At 68.0% G+C, this 17,640-nt stretch carries 22 protein-coding genes and 1 pseudogene; 19 read left to right on the forward strand and 4 right to left on the reverse strand.

Going from position 1 to position 17,640, the window contains the following annotated elements:
- The 19 genes and pseudogenes from ABZ953_RS07020 to ABZ953_RS07110 all read left to right on the forward strand — a co-directional run.
- On the forward strand, window positions 1-414 hold the full coding sequence (locus ABZ953_RS07020) for a hypothetical protein (protein WP_361717966.1): 414 nt from the start codon (window positions 1-3) through the stop codon (window positions 412-414).
- 125 nt (window positions 415-539) lie between these two features.
- A complete protein-coding gene (locus tag ABZ953_RS07025; protein ID WP_361717969.1) occupies window positions 540-785 on the forward strand; it encodes a hypothetical protein in 246 nt (81 codons plus the stop codon).
- 9 nt (window positions 786-794) lie between these two features.
- Window positions 795-1,127, forward strand: coding sequence for an HK97 gp10 family phage protein (locus ABZ953_RS07030; RefSeq protein ID WP_361717972.1), 333 nt, complete (start codon window positions 795-797; stop codon window positions 1,125-1,127).
- Window positions 1,124-1,516: a hypothetical protein gene (locus ABZ953_RS07035; protein WP_361717974.1), complete on the forward strand. Its 393-nt coding sequence runs from the start codon at window positions 1,124-1,126 to the stop codon at window positions 1,514-1,516. The genes ABZ953_RS07030 and ABZ953_RS07035 overlap by 4 nt, the downstream gene beginning before the upstream one ends.
- 69 nt (window positions 1,517-1,585) lie before the next feature.
- The gene (locus tag ABZ953_RS07040) at window positions 1,586-2,170 is read left to right on the forward strand and encodes a phage tail protein (RefSeq protein ID WP_361717977.1); all 585 of its coding nucleotides are present in this window, start codon (window positions 1,586-1,588) and stop codon (window positions 2,168-2,170) included.
- Between the two features lie 98 nt (window positions 2,171-2,268).
- Window positions 2,269-2,601 carry a hypothetical protein gene (locus ABZ953_RS07045; RefSeq protein ID WP_361717980.1) on the forward strand — a complete coding sequence of 111 codons (333 nt, stop codon included), beginning with the start codon at window positions 2,269-2,271 and terminating at the stop codon, window positions 2,599-2,601.
- A 53-nt stretch (window positions 2,602-2,654) separates the two neighbouring features.
- Window positions 2,655-3,005 carry a hypothetical protein gene (locus ABZ953_RS07050; RefSeq protein ID WP_361717983.1) on the forward strand — a complete coding sequence of 117 codons (351 nt, stop codon included), beginning with the start codon at window positions 2,655-2,657 and terminating at the stop codon, window positions 3,003-3,005.
- 21 nt (window positions 3,006-3,026) lie between these two features.
- Window positions 3,027-8,156 (forward strand): peptidoglycan DD-metalloendopeptidase family protein, encoded by a 5,130-nt coding sequence (locus ABZ953_RS07055; protein WP_361717986.1) that lies wholly within the window; start codon window positions 3,027-3,029, stop codon window positions 8,154-8,156.
- Between the two features lie 3 nt (window positions 8,157-8,159).
- Window positions 8,160-10,394, forward strand: coding sequence for a hypothetical protein (locus ABZ953_RS07060; protein WP_361717989.1), 2,235 nt, complete (start codon window positions 8,160-8,162; stop codon window positions 10,392-10,394).
- A 3-nt stretch (window positions 10,395-10,397) separates the two neighbouring features.
- Window positions 10,398-11,489: a DUF5047 domain-containing protein gene (locus ABZ953_RS07065; protein WP_361717992.1), complete on the forward strand. Its 1,092-nt coding sequence runs from the start codon at window positions 10,398-10,400 to the stop codon at window positions 11,487-11,489.
- Window positions 11,486-12,154, forward strand: a complete 669-nt coding sequence (locus ABZ953_RS07070) for a hypothetical protein (protein WP_361717995.1) — start codon at window positions 11,486-11,488, stop codon at window positions 12,152-12,154. Before ABZ953_RS07065 ends, ABZ953_RS07070 begins: the two co-directional genes overlap by 4 nt.
- Before the next feature lie 11 nt (window positions 12,155-12,165).
- Window positions 12,166-12,807 carry a hypothetical protein gene (locus tag ABZ953_RS07075; RefSeq protein ID WP_361717998.1) on the forward strand — a complete coding sequence of 214 codons (642 nt, stop codon included), beginning with the start codon at window positions 12,166-12,168 and terminating at the stop codon, window positions 12,805-12,807.
- 10 nt (window positions 12,808-12,817) lie between these two features.
- Complete coding sequence (locus ABZ953_RS07080; protein WP_361718001.1) at window positions 12,818-13,249, forward strand: hypothetical protein; 432 nt, start codon at window positions 12,818-12,820, stop codon at window positions 13,247-13,249.
- Window positions 13,250-13,262: 13 nt separating this feature from the next.
- Window positions 13,263-14,096 carry an N-acetylmuramoyl-L-alanine amidase gene (locus tag ABZ953_RS07085; RefSeq protein WP_361718004.1) on the forward strand — a complete coding sequence of 278 codons (834 nt, stop codon included), beginning with the start codon at window positions 13,263-13,265 and terminating at the stop codon, window positions 14,094-14,096.
- The gene (locus ABZ953_RS07090; protein WP_361718007.1) at window positions 14,093-14,365 is read left to right on the forward strand and encodes a hypothetical protein; all 273 of its coding nucleotides are present in this window, start codon (window positions 14,093-14,095) and stop codon (window positions 14,363-14,365) included. The genes ABZ953_RS07085 and ABZ953_RS07090 overlap by 4 nt, the downstream gene beginning before the upstream one ends.
- Entirely contained in the window at window positions 14,366-14,809 is a 444-nt protein-coding gene (locus ABZ953_RS07095) for a hypothetical protein (protein WP_361718010.1), read from the forward strand.
- A gap of 23 nt (window positions 14,810-14,832) precedes the next feature.
- On the forward strand, window positions 14,833-15,165 hold the full coding sequence (locus tag ABZ953_RS07100) for a hypothetical protein (protein ID WP_361718013.1): 333 nt from the start codon (window positions 14,833-14,835) through the stop codon (window positions 15,163-15,165).
- A 2-nt stretch (window positions 15,166-15,167) separates the two neighbouring features.
- Window positions 15,168-15,323, forward strand: coding sequence for a hypothetical protein (locus ABZ953_RS07105; protein ID WP_361718016.1), 156 nt, complete (start codon window positions 15,168-15,170; stop codon window positions 15,321-15,323).
- A gap of 134 nt (window positions 15,324-15,457) precedes the next feature.
- Window positions 15,458-15,736: pseudogene (locus tag ABZ953_RS07110) on the forward strand (HNH endonuclease signature motif containing protein); the annotation flags it as partial.
- Between the two features lie 48 nt (window positions 15,737-15,784).
- On the opposite strand, the gene ABZ953_RS07115 reads toward ABZ953_RS07110, so the two are convergent.
- The 4 genes from ABZ953_RS07115 to ABZ953_RS07130 form a co-directional block, all read right to left on the reverse strand.
- Window positions 15,785-15,913: a hypothetical protein gene (locus ABZ953_RS07115; RefSeq protein ID WP_361718272.1), complete on the reverse strand. Its 129-nt coding sequence runs from the start codon at window positions 15,911-15,913 to the stop codon at window positions 15,785-15,787.
- 155 nt (window positions 15,914-16,068) lie between these two features.
- Window positions 16,069-16,665, reverse strand: a complete 597-nt coding sequence (locus tag ABZ953_RS07120) for a hypothetical protein (protein ID WP_361718018.1) — start codon at window positions 16,663-16,665, stop codon at window positions 16,069-16,071.
- A 95-nt stretch (window positions 16,666-16,760) separates the two neighbouring features.
- On the reverse strand, window positions 16,761-17,069 hold the full coding sequence (locus ABZ953_RS07125; protein WP_361718021.1) for a hypothetical protein: 309 nt from the start codon (window positions 17,067-17,069) through the stop codon (window positions 16,761-16,763).
- A gap of 135 nt (window positions 17,070-17,204) precedes the next feature.
- Window positions 17,205-17,444 (reverse strand): hypothetical protein, encoded by a 240-nt coding sequence (locus ABZ953_RS07130; RefSeq protein ID WP_361718024.1) that lies wholly within the window; start codon window positions 17,442-17,444, stop codon window positions 17,205-17,207.
- Between the last annotated feature and the right edge of the window lie 196 nt (window positions 17,445-17,640).

Genomic DNA, 17,640 nt, shown 5'->3' on the forward strand with positions numbered 1-17,640 from the left:
GTGGCATTCGAGATCCCGACAGCGGAGGACCTTGGCCTCTATTTGGGCCTCGACGAGATCGACGGGGACCGTGCGGCACTGCTGATCCAGCAGGCCGTCAACCTGTGCCTGTCGGTGGTGAAGCCCCTCCCCGATGAGGCGACTGCGGTTGTCCTGTCGGTATGTGGTCGGGCCTACACGAACCCGCAGCAGATCTCCTACGAGACGATCGGCCCCATGTCGGTGCAGCGCCCGACCGGGTCCGGCGGCCTGTACCTCACGAAGGCCGACAAGGCCGCTCTGAAATCACTGGCTGGCCGCGGCGGAGCGTTCACGGTCGACCCGACACCGAGTACGGCCGATCCGTCACCGACGTGGCCGATCGACGATGTCGGATTCCCCGACGAATTCGAGCCGGGCTGGGGGTACTCCTGATGCCGGGCCGTTACCCGTATGGGGAGACGGTGAGGATTCTGCGGACCGGTGTCTCGCCCGGCCGTGACCCCCGCGGCCAGCCGCTTCCCGGACCGGACGAGTCTTTCGACTTGAAGGGCTGCGCAGTGACGCCGCGTGCGGAGGCTCCGCAGGTGGGCGGTGAGCAGCAGCAGGCCCGCGACACGGTGATCGTCGGCTGGACGGTGTATGCACCGGCTGGTCATGCCCGGATGCCGCTGCGCACGACGGACGGCGTCCTGATCCGGGGTGACCGCTGCGAGGTCACTGGCGAGCCCGGCGACTGGGGCCGCAGCCCGTTCACCGGCACTCGCGGCGTCGTGCAGTTCGCCGCCGACCGAGTGACGGGCTGAGGAGGGGCCATGGCTGCACGGTTCAAGATGTCCCACAAGGGTGTGGGGGAGCTCCTGCGCTCGGAGATGGTCCGGGCGGAGATGGTGCGCCGCGCTGAGCTCATCAAGTCGGTGGCCGAGTCGATTGCCCCGGTCGGCGGGGCGGGAGATCCACACCCTGGCCACTACAAGGAAAGCTTCCGCGTGAGCAGCAGACTGCGCGGTGGCCGCCGTAAGAACAGGGCGACTGCCACGGTCCGCAACACCTCCTACTACGCGCGCTGGGTGGAGTACGGGACGGAGAAGGTCCCAGCCCATCACGTGTTGCTGCGTGCCGCGCAGATCGGGGGGCGGAATCAGTGACCGTGATAGTCGATATCGAGGCGGAGCTGATTCCTCGCGCTCAGGCCCGGTGGCCGCACGCAGTGGTGCGCGATGAGCTCGACAACGGCCTGCTGGCAGAGTTGCCGACGATCCAGTTCGAGCAGATCCCTGGCGGTGAGGACGACGGGGTGCGGCTGGCCCGCATGCTCGTCGACGTGAACGTGTACGCCGCCACCAGGGCAGGCGCGTTCACGCTCGCGCGCGAAGTCCACGACTGGATCACCGGCACTCTGCGCGGCTCGTCGACGGACACGCTGGTCATCGCCAGAGCTAGCTGCCTGACCCTGCCCGCTGTGCGCCCCTACGAGAACACCGCTCTCCGCCGTGTCGGCGGCACCTACGAGATCTTCAGCCACCCGGTCTCCTGACCGTTTGCGGGCCCGCGCCGGACCCCTGTTCCCGCCCGAGCGCGGGCTTCACGCATGTCTGGAGACATCATGGTTTCGATCACCCGCGCTGCGGATCTCACCGTCATCGGCGCAAATGGCGGGGGGTGGGTGTGTGACATTGGCACGCCGGCGCCTGCGTCCCCGCTGGTTCAGCCGCTTGCCCCGTGGGAGCCGCTCGGCGCGATCTCGGACGACGGTCTGACCTACGGATTCGACGAGGACAGCCAGGAGTTCACTCCCTGGGGCCTCACGAGCCCGTTCCGCACGCAGATCACCAAGTCCGTGCGCACCTTCAAGGTCACGCTCTGGGAAACCGCCCGCGTCGCCGTCCAAAGCATCATGTACCGGCTTCCCGCGTCCGAGCTCGAGCCCGTCGGTGGGTTCACGACGTTCGCGGAGACTGCGTCACCGGTGCCGGACCGCCGCGCCTGGTGGTTCCTCGTGATGGACGGTGACACTGCCCGCGGCTTCTACGTCCCGCAGGGCGAAGTCTCCGACCGGTCCGATGTGACGTTCAAGCAGGACGAAATGAGCGCCTACGAGATCACGGTGACTGCCTATCCGGACGCGAGCGGCAACACCGTCTACCACAGTGACAAGGTCCCGGCGACGCCCGAGTACACCGGCTCCTGACCGCTCTGACTGGTGGGCGGGCCGCTTTGCCAGCCGGCGCGGGCCCGGCCCGTCCACCTCTATCCACGCCCGCGCCGTTCCCGTTGGAGGTCCGCGCCATGAGCACCGAAGCTGATGTCCTGCCCGCCGAAGCCCAAGAGCTAGAAGCCGACCAGGGCCACTATGTGACCGCGTCTCTCTGCGGCAAGGACGTGCGGGTCATTCCGCCCGGCGCCTGGCGCATGTCGTGGCAGCGGGCGCTGAAGGCAGGCGACTTTGACGTGTTCGCCGCCAAGGTCATGCACCCCGACGACTTCCTGCTGTTCGAGGAACTCGACCCGACAAACGACATGTTCGGCGAGTTCGTCGCTGATGCGGCCAGCAAGTCGGGGGAGACCCTGGGGAAATCCTCTGGACCGTCACGGTCCTCGAAGACCACGCGGAAGCGGTAGAAGCCGACCTCCTCGAGCGGGGCATCGACATCCTCGACCTGCACCGCGGGCGGATGTCGTGGCGGCGGCTGCGCATTCTTATCCAGCATCTGCCGCCCGAGTCGCACACCATGACCGCGCTCCGCAACCAACTGTCCGATGAGGAGCTGGCCGAGCAGGCAGACAAGGGCGAGCCAGAGAAGGGCCGCTGGTCCCAACTGGAACAACTCACGGCATCGGTGGTCGACGCTACACGGCGCGTCGAGTACGTGCTGCTGTGCACCAACATCGAAAACAAGGCCAAGTGGCCCAAGCCTCCCGAACCGGTGGCCAGGCCTGGAGCGAAGGCGCCGAGGGCGAAGCCGAAGATCAGTGAGGCCGCTGCCGAGGTGCTTCTCCAGCTCATCAACGGAGGCGCGGCGTAGCGCAGGCGGGAGGCAACTCCCATGCCTGCCATCTCTGTGGGCTCCGTCGAAGTCGACGTCGTCCCCAATGCGAAAGGCATCCTGGCCCGCCTGCAGGCAGCCCTCGTCCCGCCCGCCACGCAGGTGGGCGACGAGATGGGCCGGGTCATTGGCGAGCGGCTGTCGGCCCACATCGCGCCCGCGGTCAGGGACGGCATCAACAACGGCGCCCGGCAGGCCCGTCCGGTTGCTGTCCGGCAAGGTGTAGAGACCGGTGGGGCGTTCGCCAGGGGGCTGCGGGCGAAGCTGCAAGAAGCGTTTCGCAGCATGCCGAAGCTGGACGTCAAGCTGTCGGACACGGGTGTCGACGCCGACCTTGCACGTCTGCGTGCCCGCATGGAAGCCCTGTCGAACAAGACGATCGGCATCGACATCGACGCCGTGCGGGCCCGCGCAGAGGCAGCGGACATCGAGGAGCGGCTGCGCCGGATCGGGTCCGCCCACCCGAACGTCGCGGTCCGCTCGGATACGGCGGCCGCCATAGCCCAGCTGCGGCTGGTCCGCGAGGAGATCGACCGCGTCTCGGCGAATCCCGCACACATTCGTGTCGAGACCGATGGCACGTTCGGGCAGCGACTGCGCGCTCAGGTGCAGGCTGCTGAGGCGTCCCTGCCGAACATCAACATCGGTGCGGACACCACGCCGGCCGAGGTGGAGATCGCCCGCTTGCGCGCCCAGTTGACGGCGCTGCGGGATGTGCGGATCGGCGTCGACATGGACGTCGCCACCGCCACGGCCCGCATCGAGGCGATCCAGGCACGTCTGGCGGCGCTGGCCGCGTCGGATGCGGACGTCGCTGTACGCATTGACACGGGCGCCGCGGCCTCGCAACTCGCCGTGGTGCGCGCGCAGATCGCTGCGCTCGACGGCAAGACCATCACCATCAGGACGAACGTCACGACAGCCAAGGCGCGGCGAGCCCTGGTCCAGCTGACCATAGCTCTCAGCAGTGTTGCGGTCCTGCCTGCTCTCCCGATTCTCGCCGCGGGTCTCGGCGCCGTCACGGCTGCGGCCGTGACGGCCACGGTCGGTGTGGGTGCGCTTGCGGCTGTTGCGGCACCGGCATTCATCAAGATCGCCGGAGCTCTTCAGGCGCAGAAGGCGGCCCAAGATGCTGCCACGACCGCGTCGATAAAGGGCGGTCAGGCGAATGGCCAGGGGGCCGCCAAGGCCCTGCAGATGGCGGGTGCGCAGCAGTCGCTTGCGGCGGCGCACCGTAATGCGGCGCGTCAGGTTTCGCAGGCGGAGCGGGCTGTCGGGGATGCGGTGCGGTCGTCGGCGGAGGCGAACCGGCAGGCGTCTCAGCAGGTCAAGGCGGCCCGCCAGTCGCTGGCGGATGCGGTGCAGCAGGCCGCGGACCGGCAGCGGGATGCCGCCGAGCGGGTCTCGCAGGCCGAGGAGTCCCTCGCGGATGCTCAGCGCACGGCTCGGCAGGCCCAGCAGGATCTCACGCAGGCCCGCAAGGACGCCGTCGTCGAACTCGCTCAACTGTCGAACCGGTTGGCGGGTGCGCAGCTCTCCGAGCGGGATGCCGTCCTGTCGGTGCAGGAGGCCCGTAACCGGCTGCTGGCGACGCAGGCCGTGGGATCCAAGGCCACGCTGCTCGAGCAGCAGCGCGCTCGGCTGGCTTACGACCAGGCAGTGCAGCGGCTGAAGGAGCAGCGCGAGGAGACCAAGCAGCTCGCCGGTGAGAAGAAGGCCGCCGACAAGGCCGGGGTTGAGGGCTCGGAGACGGTCCGTAGCGCTCAGGAGCGGCTCACGGCGGCCGAGCGGGGCATCACCGAGCAGCAGAAGGCCCTGAGCAAGGCTCGCAACGAGGCGGCCCGCCAGCAGGTCCAGAACCAGCAGGCGATTGCCGCGGCGCAGGAGAAGGTCGCCGAAAGCCAGCGCAACGTCACCAAGGTTCAGGAGGCGGGCGCCCGGTCGGTGGCGCGTGCTCAGGAGTCGCTGGTTGCGGCGCAGCAGTCGGCGGCGGATTCGATTGCCTCGGCTCAGCGTCAGGTTGCCTCCGCGTCGCGGTCTGCGGCCGGGGGTGTGGATCAGGCTGCCGTGGCGCAGGCCAAGTACCAGGCCGCTTTGGCGAAGTTGACGCCGTCGGCCCGGCAGACGTTCGACGCGTTCGTTGATCTGCGGGGGGCGTTCTCTGCCTGGTCGAAAAGCCTGCAGCCGCAGGTCATGCCGCTTTTCACGCGCGCCCTGAACGGGCTGAAGCATTCGCTCCCCGGCCTGACGCCGTTCGTGAAGGCGGCAGCGGACGCGATCGGTGAGCTGCAGGACCGTGCCTCGCGCGGCTTCAAGTCCGAGGGCTGGAAGGAGTTCAAGGCGGACCTGGCGGGCGCCACCCGTCCCGCGATCATCGGTCTCGGCGCGGCCTTCGCGAACTTGTTCAAGGGCATGGGCGGCATCGTCCAGGCCTTCCTGCCGCACATGGACTCCATCTCGGCGCGGATGCAGGCCATCACCGGGCGCTTCGCCGCCTGGGGTGCCGGTCTCAAGGGGAGCCCTGCCTTCGAGCGGTTCCTGGCGTACTCAGCCAGCCAGGGGCCCATCGTGGCTGCGGCGATCGGTGACATCAGCTCGGCGTTCTACCAGGTGGCCCGAGCTCTGGAGCCGCTGTCGGGGCCCATCCTTCAGATCCTTGGTGCGCTGGCTCGTGGCCTTGCGTCGATCGCGACGACGCTGCCGTGGCTGATCCAGGGCATGTACTTGGCCTACATCGTGACCAAGCTCTGGACGATCGCGATGTTCCTGTTCAACACGGTGATGAACGCCAATCCGATCGTGCTGGTCGGGCTGGCGATCGTTGCGCTGGTGGCGGCTGTTGTCTATGCCTACAAGCATTTCGACTGGTTTCGCACGGGCGTTCAGGCTCTCTGGCGCAGCATCCAGACGTTGGGCGGCTGGTTCCAGTGGCTCCGGGACAAGATCGTCCTCGGGGTCACGTACATCGTCCGCGGCTTCCAGTGGCTGTACAACGTGCTGATCGGGCACAGCATCCTGCCCGACATCATCACGTTCATCCGCGGCCCATTCGCGACGGTGTTCCGCTGGATCCGTGCCGTCGCCGAGGCCGTGTTCAGGGGCATCGCTCTCGCCGCGAAGGTCCTCATTTCGGCCATCGTGACGGTCCTGGTCGTACCGACGATCCTGGCGTTCAAGGCGGCAGGGAAGACCGGCACGTGGCTGTGGAAAGTTGCCATCGGGCCTGCGTTTCGAGGCATCGGGGCGGTGGCCGGGTGGTTGTACCGGAACGCCATCAAGCCTGCAGCCAACGGCATTGTCGTCAGCTTCCATCTCGTGGGCCGGATAGGGAAGTGGCTGTACGTCAGCGCCCTCCGTCCTGCGATGCGCGGCATCGGCGCCACCGCGTTGTGGTTGTACCGGAGCGCGGTCAAGCCCAGCTTCGGGTGGATCGCCGACCGGGCGAGCTGGTTGTACACGAAGGGCCTGAAGCCCGCCTTCGACAAGATGAAGTCTGCCGTGCGGCTGGTCGGCGAGGCCTTCGGCAAGGCCAAGGACGCGATCGGCAAGGCGTTCAGCCAGATCAAGAAGGTCACGGCTGCCCCCGTGAACTTCGTGATCAAGTGGGTGTACACGAAGGGCATCAAGGCCGTCTGGGACAAGGTCGCCGGTTTCGTGCACCTCCCCGAGCTCCCGGACGGACCGAAGCTCCTGGCCCGTGGTGGCACCGTCGGAAACGGCTTCGGCCCGGCCGCCCCCATGAAGGTCAACCGGCCCACCGCGATCGTCGGCGAGGGCAACCCCCGTTACCCGGAGTTCGTGATCCCCACGGATCCGCAGTACCGAGGCCGGGCCCGTGCCCTGCATGCCGCGGCGGGCACCAAGCTCATGGCGAAGGGCGGTTTCCTCGGGCCGATCGGTGACGCCTGGGACTGGACGAAGGACACCGTCGGTGACGTCGTCGGTAAGGGCATCGACTGGGCGAAGACCGGTGCCGACCTGATCGCCCACCCGACCAAGGTGTGGGCGAAGCTCGTCAAGCCGATCCTCGGCAAGGTCACCAAGGGTGTAGGTACGGCGCCCATGGGCAAGATGATCGCCAAGATCCCGGTCAAGATGGTGACCGGCCTCAAGAACAAGATCGTCGACGCGGTTTCGTCGATGTTCGCCGGAGGCGGCGGAGCCGAGTGGCTCAAGCCCGTCAACGCTAAATACGGCACCCGCTTTGGTGTGCGTGGCAGCATGTGGTCCTCCGGGCGCCACACGGGCCTCGACTTCCCCGCCGCGACCGGCACCCCGATCCGCGCCGTATCGGACGGCACCGTCTCCCAGGTCGCCTCCGGCGGCCCCTATGGCAAGCACGTCCAAATCAGCCACGGCGGGGGGCTCTCGAGCTTCTACGCGCACATGTCGGCGATCCTCACCAAGCTCCACAAGCACGTCAACCGGGGCACGACGATCGGCGAGGTCGGCGCGACGGGCAACACGACCGGGCCGCACTTGCACTTGGAGGCGCGTCGGAACGGCCGTGCCGTGGACCCGATGCCGTTCCTCACCGGCGGCGGAGGCAAGGGGTTCCCCGGCGCTGCGGCGGGCGCGGCCCAGCAGTACGCCAAGTCGATCCTCCACCGCTACGGCTGGGGCCCCAACCAGTTCGGACCCCTCAAGAAGCTCTGGCAAGGCGAGTCGAACTGGCGATGGGACGCCCTCAACCAGTCGTCTGGCGCCTACGGCATCCCGCAGTCGCTCCCCGCATCGAAAATGCGGTCCGCGGGCGCCGACTACCTCACCAACTACAAGACCCAGATCCGGTGGGGGCTCGGTTACATCAAGGGCCGCCCCGACTACGGCAGTCCGGCACGCGCCTACTCGAAATGGCTGTCCCGCAGCCCGCACTGGTACGACCAGGGCGGATACCTGCAGCCCGGCCTCAACCTTGCCTACAACGGCACGGGCAGGCCGGAGCCCGTCTTCACGTCGACCCAGGCCAGCGCTCTCTCTCGGATCGCCCTGTCGGCGAGCGGAGGCGGGGGAGGGGAGTTCACCGGAACCCTCACCCTCAGCAGCGGCGAATTCCTCGGCCACGTCCGCGGCGAAGTGCAGCACACCCTCGGCGAGCTCACCACCACCGTCCGAGCCGGGAGGAGGTGACCTGTGGCCATCCCCGGGAATTTCCTGTCGGCGACGACGTCGGAAGTCGATCCGAACACCAGTGGTTGGACGAGCAAGCTCAACTGCACGCTGTCCAAGGGGACTGGGGGCCGGGTCGGTGACGGGTGCCTGGTGGTCAAGTCGGTGGCGGCCGGGGAGATGCAGGCCCGCACCGTCTCCTCCTACCCGGTCACCGCAGGCACAACGTACCAGTGCTTCGCCGACGCCGCGGGCACGGTCGTGGAACGGATCGGAATCCGCTGGCTCAACGCCACCGGCACCGAAATCTCAGTGACCTGGTCGCTGTCTACGGCGTCTGCCTGGTCGGCGTGGCACCGGGTGGGCGTGGCCGGGATGGCCCCGGCCGGGGCATCGCAGGCGCAGGTGCTGCTGTCGTCGACTCCAGCGGCGGGGCTAGTCAGTCAGTACTGGGAGAACGTCTACCTCGGCTTGCCGATCAGAACTGTCGGCAACCTTTTCGCTTTCAACACCGAGAGCGCAGAGATTGACGCCTCGGGGTGGGCTCCGGAGGTCAACGCGACGGTGACGCGGCAGGTGCCCGCCGTGTCCTGGTCTGTCGACAACTACCTCGTCGGCGGCCACACCATCGCCATCACCGCGACCGGAGCGGGCAACGCTGCTGCGGTCTCCACGGACCGGCCCGCGGTCACGCCGGGGGCCGACTACCAGGCCTACGCCTACCTCAACCCGCCCACTCTGGCGGCGGACACCTGGGTGGAGCTGCGGTACTACGACGCGAACGGCAACCAGGTCAGCGCTACCCGCTCGTCGCTGGTGCAGCCCTCGCCGGGCTCCGGCTGGTACCGGCAGCGCGCCTCGGCTATCGCCCCCGCTAACGCTGCGACGTGCAGCATCGCCACCGGCATCAACGGCGCCTCGGGCGGCCAGGTCTTGCGGTTGGAGGACGCGGTCGTCACGGTCGCCCCCGTCCTACAGGCGGGGACGATCCTCCCCTATGCCGACGGATCGTTCGAGCAGGGTGTCGCCGGGTGGACGCGCCCCTCCGGGGTGGCCGTCATCGCCCGGTCCACGCCGTGGGGGCAGATCGCCTACGACGGCTCCTACTCGATGTCGGTCACCTCGGCGACGGCCACGGCCAGCGTGGCCCGGTCCGGACGCTTCGCGGCGCCGGGCGGGGTCGGCACCAGTTACAGGGCGCAGATCCTCGCCACGCTCGGCGCGGGTTCTTGGACCGTGAACATCAAGGTCCGGTGGTACGACGCCGCCAATGTTGACCTCGGGACCACCGGCGGCACCAGCTATACGTTCCCTGGCGCCAGCTGGTATGCGATGGCGACCGACGCCGGCGTTCCCGCCACCGCAACGCAGGGGGCGATCGAGCTCACCCTCACAGCGGGCGCCACCAGCTCCATCATGTACGTCGACGTGGCCGCCCTGTGGCAGGCGCTGCCGCTGACCGCGGTCCAGGCCGTCGACGAGACCGCCAGCATCACCCTGACGCTGAGGGAGCTCGCCGTCGGGCAGTCCATCACCGTCTACCGGGTGGGCGCCGACGGGAGTCGCGCTCTGGTGCGCGGCCTTACTGGGCTCTTGGACAAGGCGCTCATCATCTCGGACCTGATGATCATCGACGATTACGAGGCGCCTCTCGGAGTCCCGGTGTCCTACCGCATCGAGCTGTGGCCCGATGGGAGCACCACCCCCGCTACCCGCACCTCCGCCACCGTGACCATCCCCGTCGGCGACGTGAACACCGTCTGGCTGAAAGATCCGGGGCACCCGCAGCGCAACGTGAAGGTGCTGGCGGAGAAGGCGCCGGACTGGGCGCGACCCATCGATCAGGCCGTCTACCGTGTCAAGGGGCGCCGCAACGCCGTCGTCCTCAGCTGTGTGCGCGGCGGCCTCGAAGGTGATCTCTCGGTCTGGACACGCAGCGACGACGAGCGGGCAGCGCTGCACTGGCTCCTCGACTCCGGGAATGTCCTGCTGTGGCAGGCAGCGCCCGGCATGGGCGTCACCGACATGTACATCACCGTCGCCCAGGTCACCGAAGCGCGCGTCGTTGCCCTAGCCAGCGAAGCGTGGCGCGCCTGGACGCTTCCCCTCACGGAGGCTGACCTGCCCGTCACCACGGGCGTCGGTGACAGTGCGGGCCGCACTTGGCAGGACGTTCTGACTGGATTCGGCTCGTGGGCCGAGGTGCTGACCGCGTATTCAACGTGGGAGGACGTCCTCCTCGACCGCAGGGCGGGGTGATCCATGTACCCCGTCAGCGACCGCTTCCTGCCCCGCCTCGCTGAAGGCCATACGCCGGTCACGGAAGTGCAGTTGTTCAAGACGGACGGCAGTGTGGTGACGATCGAGCACACCGGCGGCTCCGTCCCAGTGGACCGCGGGCAGACGATTCGCCGCACCTGCACCGTCACCACAGCCGACACCTCCTTGATCCCGCGCACGCCTGCCGATGAACTCGCCACCTATGGGGCACGGCTGAGGATCGCCCGAGGCGTCGAGTACGGCGACGGCAGCAGCGAGCTTGTGCCGTTGGGGGTGTTCCGGCTCGACAGCGTCGACGGCGACCCGACGGACGGGCCCGTCACGCTCCAGGGCAAAAGCCTCGAGGCGTGCGTCGTGGACGACAAGCTCACCGAGCCGTACAAGGCCACGGGTACCGTCGTCGGCGCCGCCACCGCGCTTATCCAGCGCAGCCTCCCGGATGCCGACGTCATCTCGACGATCGTCGACGCGCCCATCGGCGCGCGCACCTTCGACGTCGAAGCCGATCCGTGGGCGGGCGTACAGGAGATCGTCGCCGCTGCCGGAGCCGAGTGCTACACCAACGCCGACGGCGTCTTCGTGATCAGCGCTTTGCCCGACCCGGAGACGGCCTCTGCTGTGTGGGAGGTCGCCGCGGGGGAGGGCGGCGTGTACGTGCAGGGCAGCCGCGCCATGTCCGCCGACAAGGTCTTCAACGGCGTCCTGGCCCGCGGGGAGAACACCGAGGAGAACGTCGCCCCGGTCGAGTACCTGGCCACCGAAACCGACATCAACTCGCCAACGTACTGGGGCGGGCCGTTCGGCAGGCGCCCCGACTTCTACACCTCCAGCACCCTCACCACGGTCGATGCCTGCGCCCAGGCCGCCAACCTGAAACTGGCCGCAGGCAAAGCACCGAACGCCAGCGGTGACTTCTCCTCGCTGCCGAACCCTGCGCTGGAGTGCGGCGACATCATCCGCGTCATCCACCCCGACGGCACCCGCGAACTCCACCAAGTCCAGTCCTTCTCCGTGCCGCTAGACACCGGCGGCGACTTCCCCATCGCGACGATCTCCGCGAAGGGGGACGGGTGAAGTCCTCCCACGGCACAGTCCGGCAGCTCGCGGACGCACTGCAGCAGCAGGCCGTCAGCACCGGTGCGAGCACCCCGAGCGTGCGGGGAGCGGACTGGCGGCTCGCCACCGTCCAGACCGTCAGCGGGAACGGCACCGTCGTCACCGACGACGGCATCACTGTGCGCCGCCTGGAGACGTACACCCTGCCGTTGGTCGGTGACGTTATCGCCGTCACGCAGTCGAGCAGCGGCAACTGGCTCGCCCTCGGGCGGCTGAGCAGTGGTGATCCGGGCTGGACGACAGCGACGCTCGGCACCGGCTACACGCAGGGCAACACCACCAGCCAGGGCAACAACAACGGCCCCATCCGCTACCGCAAGGTCAACTGGCTTGGCGGCTGGTGGATGGAATGGGACGGCGGCGCCACCCGCGCCAACGGGGCGCAGACCGCGAACATCCTCTCCGCCGCCCTGTCATCGACTTTCCGGCCTAGCGCCCGCGCATCGTTCGTCATCCCGCGCAACGCGACCTCGATCACGGGGGTCGCGCTGAGTACGTCCGTCGTGCACTCCTGCAAGGCCGACTTCGACACGGACGGCACGGTCTCCCTCATCTCCGCAGGTGCGGGCGACGTCGAAACCCAGTGGTTCTCCCTCAAGGGACTCCGCTACCCCCTCAGCTAGCAGGAGGCCCTGTGCCCACCACGGACGACTACGGGCAGGGCATCGGCATCGCTGCCCTCACCGACCCACCGGACGCCAGCAAGCTTGCCAAGGACATCGTCAACCCGATCGCCTCCCGATCGACCATGCGGTTCGCCTCGTCCTCGGAGCGGTCCGCGACTCTGGTCGGCGCGGCGGCACCGGTCGAGGGCATGGTGGCGTGGCTCCGGGACGTCGATCTGCTGACCGTTTACGACGGCACCACCTGGTCGGTGATCGGCTCCGGCAACAAGGCGTGGACGACCGTGTCTCTGGCCTCCGGGTTCGCCCACAACGGCAACTCGAATGGGACCTTGCAGTACCGGATCGTGAACCTCTTCGGTGAGGACACGCTGATGCTGCGCGGCGGCGTCAACATCACCTACAGCGGGAGCCCGAAGGTCATCTCGAACGGCGGTTTCGTCACCGGTAGCCCTCTGGTCACCGCAGCCCGCCCGTCGTCGCTGCGCTCTCTCACCGGTGCCTGCTCGACAACGGACTCCGACGTCCTCTCCGTAAAGATCGACATAGGTACGGACGGCCGCATCCAGATCGTCGGCACCACCTCCGCCACCGCCAACCCGAAGATCCAGCCGCCATGGGTGTCCTTCAACGGGACGTTCTGCAGCCTGTGAGGAGGACGGCGTGGCCACCGTGTGCAAGCTCTACCGCGGCGAGAAGCCGCAGCTCATACCACCGAAGGTGTGGACGCTCGTCACCTACGAGCGGGTCATCAGCAACGACCGGAGCATGGCCCGGCAACTGTCGCTGATCATGCCGCCGTTCGATGGGGACTTCCTGTGGGCCCGACACCTCCGGTGGGCCGCCCTCGCGGTACCTGACGGCGACTTGCGTCCGCGGCAGTTCATGAGCCGCTTCATCCGCGACCCACACGGCGACCGCGACGACACCGGAGCCGCCGACCACCCCGCCACACCCGGCCGCAGCTGGGAAACCACGTCATGGTTCTTCGCCGGGCAAGCCAATCAGCCGGTCGGCGTCGAGGTGTGGCACGACCACGATCAGCCCTGGCCGCTCGAGCACGCCCAGTTCGTCGGCACCACCTGGGACTACTGAAAGAAGGCTGGCCATGGCCCCACCCCTGACCGCGGACGCCCTCCTCGCCGCCCTGAAGGCCGAAGGAGTGCGCGTCGCTGAACACTCCGGGTGGCGCACTCACAACCGCAACCACAAGGGCCCGTGGGGCGGCATGAACGGCGTCGTCATCCACCACACCGCCGGAGCGAACAGCCTGGGCCTGTGCTGGACAGGAATGGCCGACCTCCCCGGGCCTCTTTGCCACACGCACCTGAGCAAGGCAGGCCTGGCGACGATGGTCGGCTACGGCCGCGCCAACCACGCCGGGACCTTCGCACAGAACGCCCACACCGCCGTCGTCAACGAGTCGGCGACGCATCCGCGGCCGGACAATGCGGAGCCAGTGGACGGCAACGCCCACTACTACGGCATCGAGATCGAGAACCTCGGCAACGGCCACGATCCATACCCGGCCGTGCAGTACGGCGCCGCGGTCCGCTGGGCGGCAGCGATCTGCCGAGCCCACCGGTGGTCGGCCAACTCGGTGATCGGCCACAAGGAAGGCACCCGACGCAAGATCGACCCCAGCTTCGGCATGGGCCAGTTCCGCAAGGACGTTCACGAACGCCTCGAACACTCCGCCTCCTGGAACCCGGGCCCCACCACCCCTGACGAAGGACTCGACATGGACGCCAAGGCCGTGCACGACGCCGTCTGGGGCCGGGACGCCATCCCGTCCCCGACCAGCGCCGCCACCCATGGGACCAACCCGACGTGGAAGGCCGCCAGCTACCTCCCCGAAATCATCGACCGGCTCGCGACGCTCACCGCCAAGGTCGACGCCCTCACCAAGAAGCTCGACGAGAAGGAAGCGAGAACGTCATGACCAGCAACCTGCCCACCAGCGGTGACGTGCAGACCGTCGTGAAGACCGCCACCACCTACGCCAAGGATCTCGTCGAGCGCGTCATCGCCACCTTCGTCGTCGCTGCCGCGGGTGTCGCCCTCGCCGCAGGCCCCGGAGACATGTTCTCCGCAAGCTTCTGGGAGACCGTCGGAGCCGCGGGGATCGCCGCGGCAGGCTCCCTCATCAAGGGCCTCATCGCCCGCTTCGTCGGCCCGCGCAACAGCGCCAGCGCCGCCTCGGGGGTCTAGGTGCCGTGCCGCGCGGCCGACTGGCTGCGAAGGCGGCTCGGCAGGCGCGGCGCGTTCCTGCTGATCCTTGGCGTCGGGAAAACCTGCTGGGGTGCGTCGTTCCTGGTAGACCCGCCGCCCACGCAGGGCCTGCAACTGCTGACCTCGGTGTGCGACATCCAGCACTGGGCGTGGCTGTGGATCAGCGCAGGCCTGGTCACGCTCGCATCGGCGTTTGTCCGCATCGGCCGCGATCTGGCGGGCTTCGTCGCCGCGGTCATCCCCCCAGCAGTGTGGGCTATCGCCTACACGGTGGCCGTCATCAACGGCGAGTACTCCCGCGGCATCTGGGTCGCGATCTGGTACTCGACCTCCCATGTGGGAGTCATATTGTGGGCGGCTGGCGTCCCCGAGCATTCGGTCCCCCACGCGCCGAGAGCCGCCAGGAGAGGCGGCGCACCGTGACGGTGTGGGCAGGGATCGTGGCCGTGATCGGCACAGTCGGCATGGTGATCGCCGGACTGTTCGCGGCAAGGGCGACGACAAGGGCCGCGGCAGCCACTGCCGAAGCGACACGGGCCGCCGCACAGGCGCAGGCGGAGCCGAACCAGCGCGCAGAGGACCGGGCTGCATTCGACGCCATCAAGTCGGAGCTGCGGCAAGAGCTGACGACGACTCGCGAGGAAGTCCGGTCACTTCGGTCGCTCGTCCGTGCCTTCGCCTGGTACGTGGGCGAGCTGACGACGCAGATGCGCGGCCACGGCATTGATCCGCCAGCCCCGCCGGCTCGTGTCGACGAGTACAACCGCACTGGAGTGTGACCATGCCCGATCCGCGCCCGATGGGCCGCCGTGTCGACGACTCGGCAGGCGACATGCCCAGCCTCGTCGAACTCGGCCTCGCCGAGCCACAGCCACAGCCCAGCTATGAGGGGTTGTTCGTCGAACCGGACGTTCCGCCTGAAGACCCGACCGAGTAGCCACCGCTAGCCCCCGCCGCCTGCCTCGCGCAGGGGGCGGGGGCTGTCGTCGCTCTCGGATACTCTGGATAGGCGACGCTTGGTGCGCTCAAGATCTCAAAGCGTCGCCTGGTGCAGAGTCGCCAGTCAGCGAGATGGGACCACATGGCGTGGCCGCTCGTCGAAGGACCATAGAAGAACGCTTCTGGAGCAAGGTCGACCAGGCTGGCCCCAATGACTGCTGGCCCTGGCGCCGGAGCCGCCGGGAGAAGGGCTACGGCCAGTTCCGCGTCAGTGTTGCCGAATCACCGCAGGTCGCTTCCCGCGTAGCGTGGCGACTGACCCGGGGCGAGATCCTCAACGGGCAGGTTGTCTGCCACGGTTGTGACAATCCACCGTGCTGCAACCCCAGGCACCTCTTCCTGGGTACGTCCGCGGACAACACGGCCGACATGGTGGCCAAGCGGCGACACGCTATGGCTTCACCGGAGGCTGTCGGTCAACTGGTCGAGAGCGTGCGACGACTCAGCGACATCCAGGTCTCCGAAGCGCGCCGACTGCGCGGGACGGGCCTGTCGTACCGCGTGATAGCTGCGGAGTTCGGCGTCCATCACACAACGATCATTCGCCTGGTGAACGAGACGCACTGGAAGACTTCGGAGGGGCGCCGCCCCGGAGCGTCTACTGATCTTCCATCGGGTGAACTCGCCTGACCCGATGCACGCCTGGGCCCCGTCCTCTTCGGAGGGCGGGGCCCATCTGTGTCTCAGTACTCCAGTTGCTTCTTCACGTCGGCCACGCCGGGCCCGGAGTCGGTGGTGGGCATCTTCCACCGGTAGGCGGTCCCTTCGCCGTCGGTGTAGAGGAGCGTGCCGCCCTTCGCCTGCGCCGTCGTCAGGTCAAAGGCTTCCGAGTCCCATTTCCACGTGCCGGGCTGCACTTCGCCGCCACCGCTGTACTTGTCCATGGTGATGGCGGTTGAGTTGCCGCTGTCGAAGCCGATCTCTTCGCCGTCCGGGGCGATCCACTTCCAGCCGTCACCCGTGATCGGCGCGGTCTGCGCCGCCGGCGCACCGGTCATCGCCTTGACCTTCATCGTGACGACGGCGAACACCCCGTTCGCGGACTTCTCGCCGCCGCCTTCCTTCACGTACACGACGGTGTCCGGAGTGATCTGGGGGACGCCGGTCCCGCCGTCGCCGATGGTCTGCGCGGGCTGACCGAGCCTCAGCGTCTTCGAGCCACCGTCTTCGCCGCCCGGCTCCGTTGACTTCACCGCAGGCGGCTTGGGTGTCGACTTCTCGTCGGGGTCGCCGTCGTCGCTGCTGCACGCAGTGAGGGCGGCGAGGAGTAGGACAGCCATGGCCGCGGTGGTACGCATCCGCATGTGTCCCCCAGGGGTGTGCCGATCGGGACACCGTAGGGCACAAACGGCCAGCGGAGGAGAGGGGCTGAAGATCAGTTTTCGCGGAGCAGCGCAGCGAGTTTCGCCGCCTCCAACTCATCAGAGGGGCTCAAGCTGTACTTCTTGGTGACGTGGAAATCGACACTGACGTCGTACACGCGGTCCCGGTCGGGATCGTAGGAACCGGACCTCCCGTGCAGCGCCTTCTCGGCAGCGTCACGCTGGAGGTAGACGCTGTCGTGGTCGCCGTCCCGGTCCTCGCTGGCATCCTCCCAATAGTCGAGTGCGGACTGTTCAGCCGCTTCGACGCTCCTGGCGATGACGTAGATCGTGACACCCATTCGTGACAGTGCGAACGACATGGTCAGCCCTCCTTGCTCGGGGGATCAATGCTTCTAGCCAGGCAGTCATGATGAGACGACGGTAGCGCGGGGGAGGGTAGGCTCACGCATGCTGGAGCCCCGCCCGATTATCACTCGGGCCAGGCTCTGCAGCAGTCACTGTTCCAGGCCGACCAGTTCGATCCCGTGGGCGTGCGCCCAGCCGCGCCCTGCTTGCTTGAAGCGTTGTTCGTAGGTGGTACGGATCGTCTTCCAGCGGTCGATGGAGGTTGCGGCGCCAATTTCGGTGAGGTCTACAGCGCTGTCTTCGGCTAGGGCCTTGGCGGCAGCGGCGCGCGTCATGCGTCCGTCCTCGACGGCGCGCCCGTAAAACTCGATGCTGTCCACCAATGCCATGGCTGCCGCCCTCACTTCTCTTCGACGATGCGGATGTCGGGCTGTGGTAGATCCGCTTGTGCTTGGCGACGCTGGAGGACGCCCCGTCGCCGTGCGCAACGAGCGAGCCCCCGACGCTCCATGGCGCGCCTGGGGGCTCTTCGCTTCGGCGCGCTCCGACTCGATGCCGCCGCGACCATCACGATCTATCCAGCGT

Source organism: Streptomyces sp. NPDC046465 (genome assembly GCF_040646035.1).
Lineage (GTDB): Bacteria > Actinomycetota > Actinomycetes > Streptomycetales > Streptomycetaceae > Streptomyces.

Coding starts and splice junctions, on each gene's coding strand:
- ABZ953_RS07030 (WP_361717972.1), top strand. CDS start 795: ATGGCTGCACGGTTCAAGATGTCCCACAAGGGTGTGGGGGAGCTCCTG.
- ABZ953_RS07040 (WP_361717977.1), top strand. CDS start 1,586: ATGGTTTCGATCACCCGCGCTGCGGATCTCACCGTCATCGGCGCAAAT.
- ABZ953_RS07045 (WP_361717980.1), top strand. CDS start 2,269: ATGAGCACCGAAGCTGATGTCCTGCCCGCCGAAGCCCAAGAGCTAGAA.
- ABZ953_RS07050 (WP_361717983.1), top strand. CDS start 2,655: ATGTCGTGGCGGCGGCTGCGCATTCTTATCCAGCATCTGCCGCCCGAG.
- ABZ953_RS07055 (WP_361717986.1), top strand. CDS start 3,027: ATGCCTGCCATCTCTGTGGGCTCCGTCGAAGTCGACGTCGTCCCCAAT.
- ABZ953_RS07065 (WP_361717992.1), top strand. CDS start 10,398: ATGTACCCCGTCAGCGACCGCTTCCTGCCCCGCCTCGCTGAAGGCCAT.
- ABZ953_RS07085 (WP_361718004.1), top strand. CDS start 13,263: ATGGCCCCACCCCTGACCGCGGACGCCCTCCTCGCCGCCCTGAAGGCC.
- ABZ953_RS07090 (WP_361718007.1), top strand. CDS start 14,093: ATGACCAGCAACCTGCCCACCAGCGGTGACGTGCAGACCGTCGTGAAG.
- ABZ953_RS07105 (WP_361718016.1), top strand. CDS start 15,168: ATGCCCGATCCGCGCCCGATGGGCCGCCGTGTCGACGACTCGGCAGGC.
- ABZ953_RS07115 (WP_361718272.1), bottom strand. CDS start 15,913: ATGGACGCCGAACTCCGCAGCTATCACGCGGTACGACAGGCCCGTCCC.
- ABZ953_RS07120 (WP_361718018.1), bottom strand. CDS start 16,665: ATGGCTGTCCTACTCCTCGCCGCCCTCACTGCGTGCAGCAGCGACGAC.
- ABZ953_RS07125 (WP_361718021.1), bottom strand. CDS start 17,069: ATGTCGTTCGCACTGTCACGAATGGGTGTCACGATCTACGTCATCGCC.
- ABZ953_RS07130 (WP_361718024.1), bottom strand. CDS start 17,444: ATGGCATTGGTGGACAGCATCGAGTTTTACGGGCGCGCCGTCGAGGAC.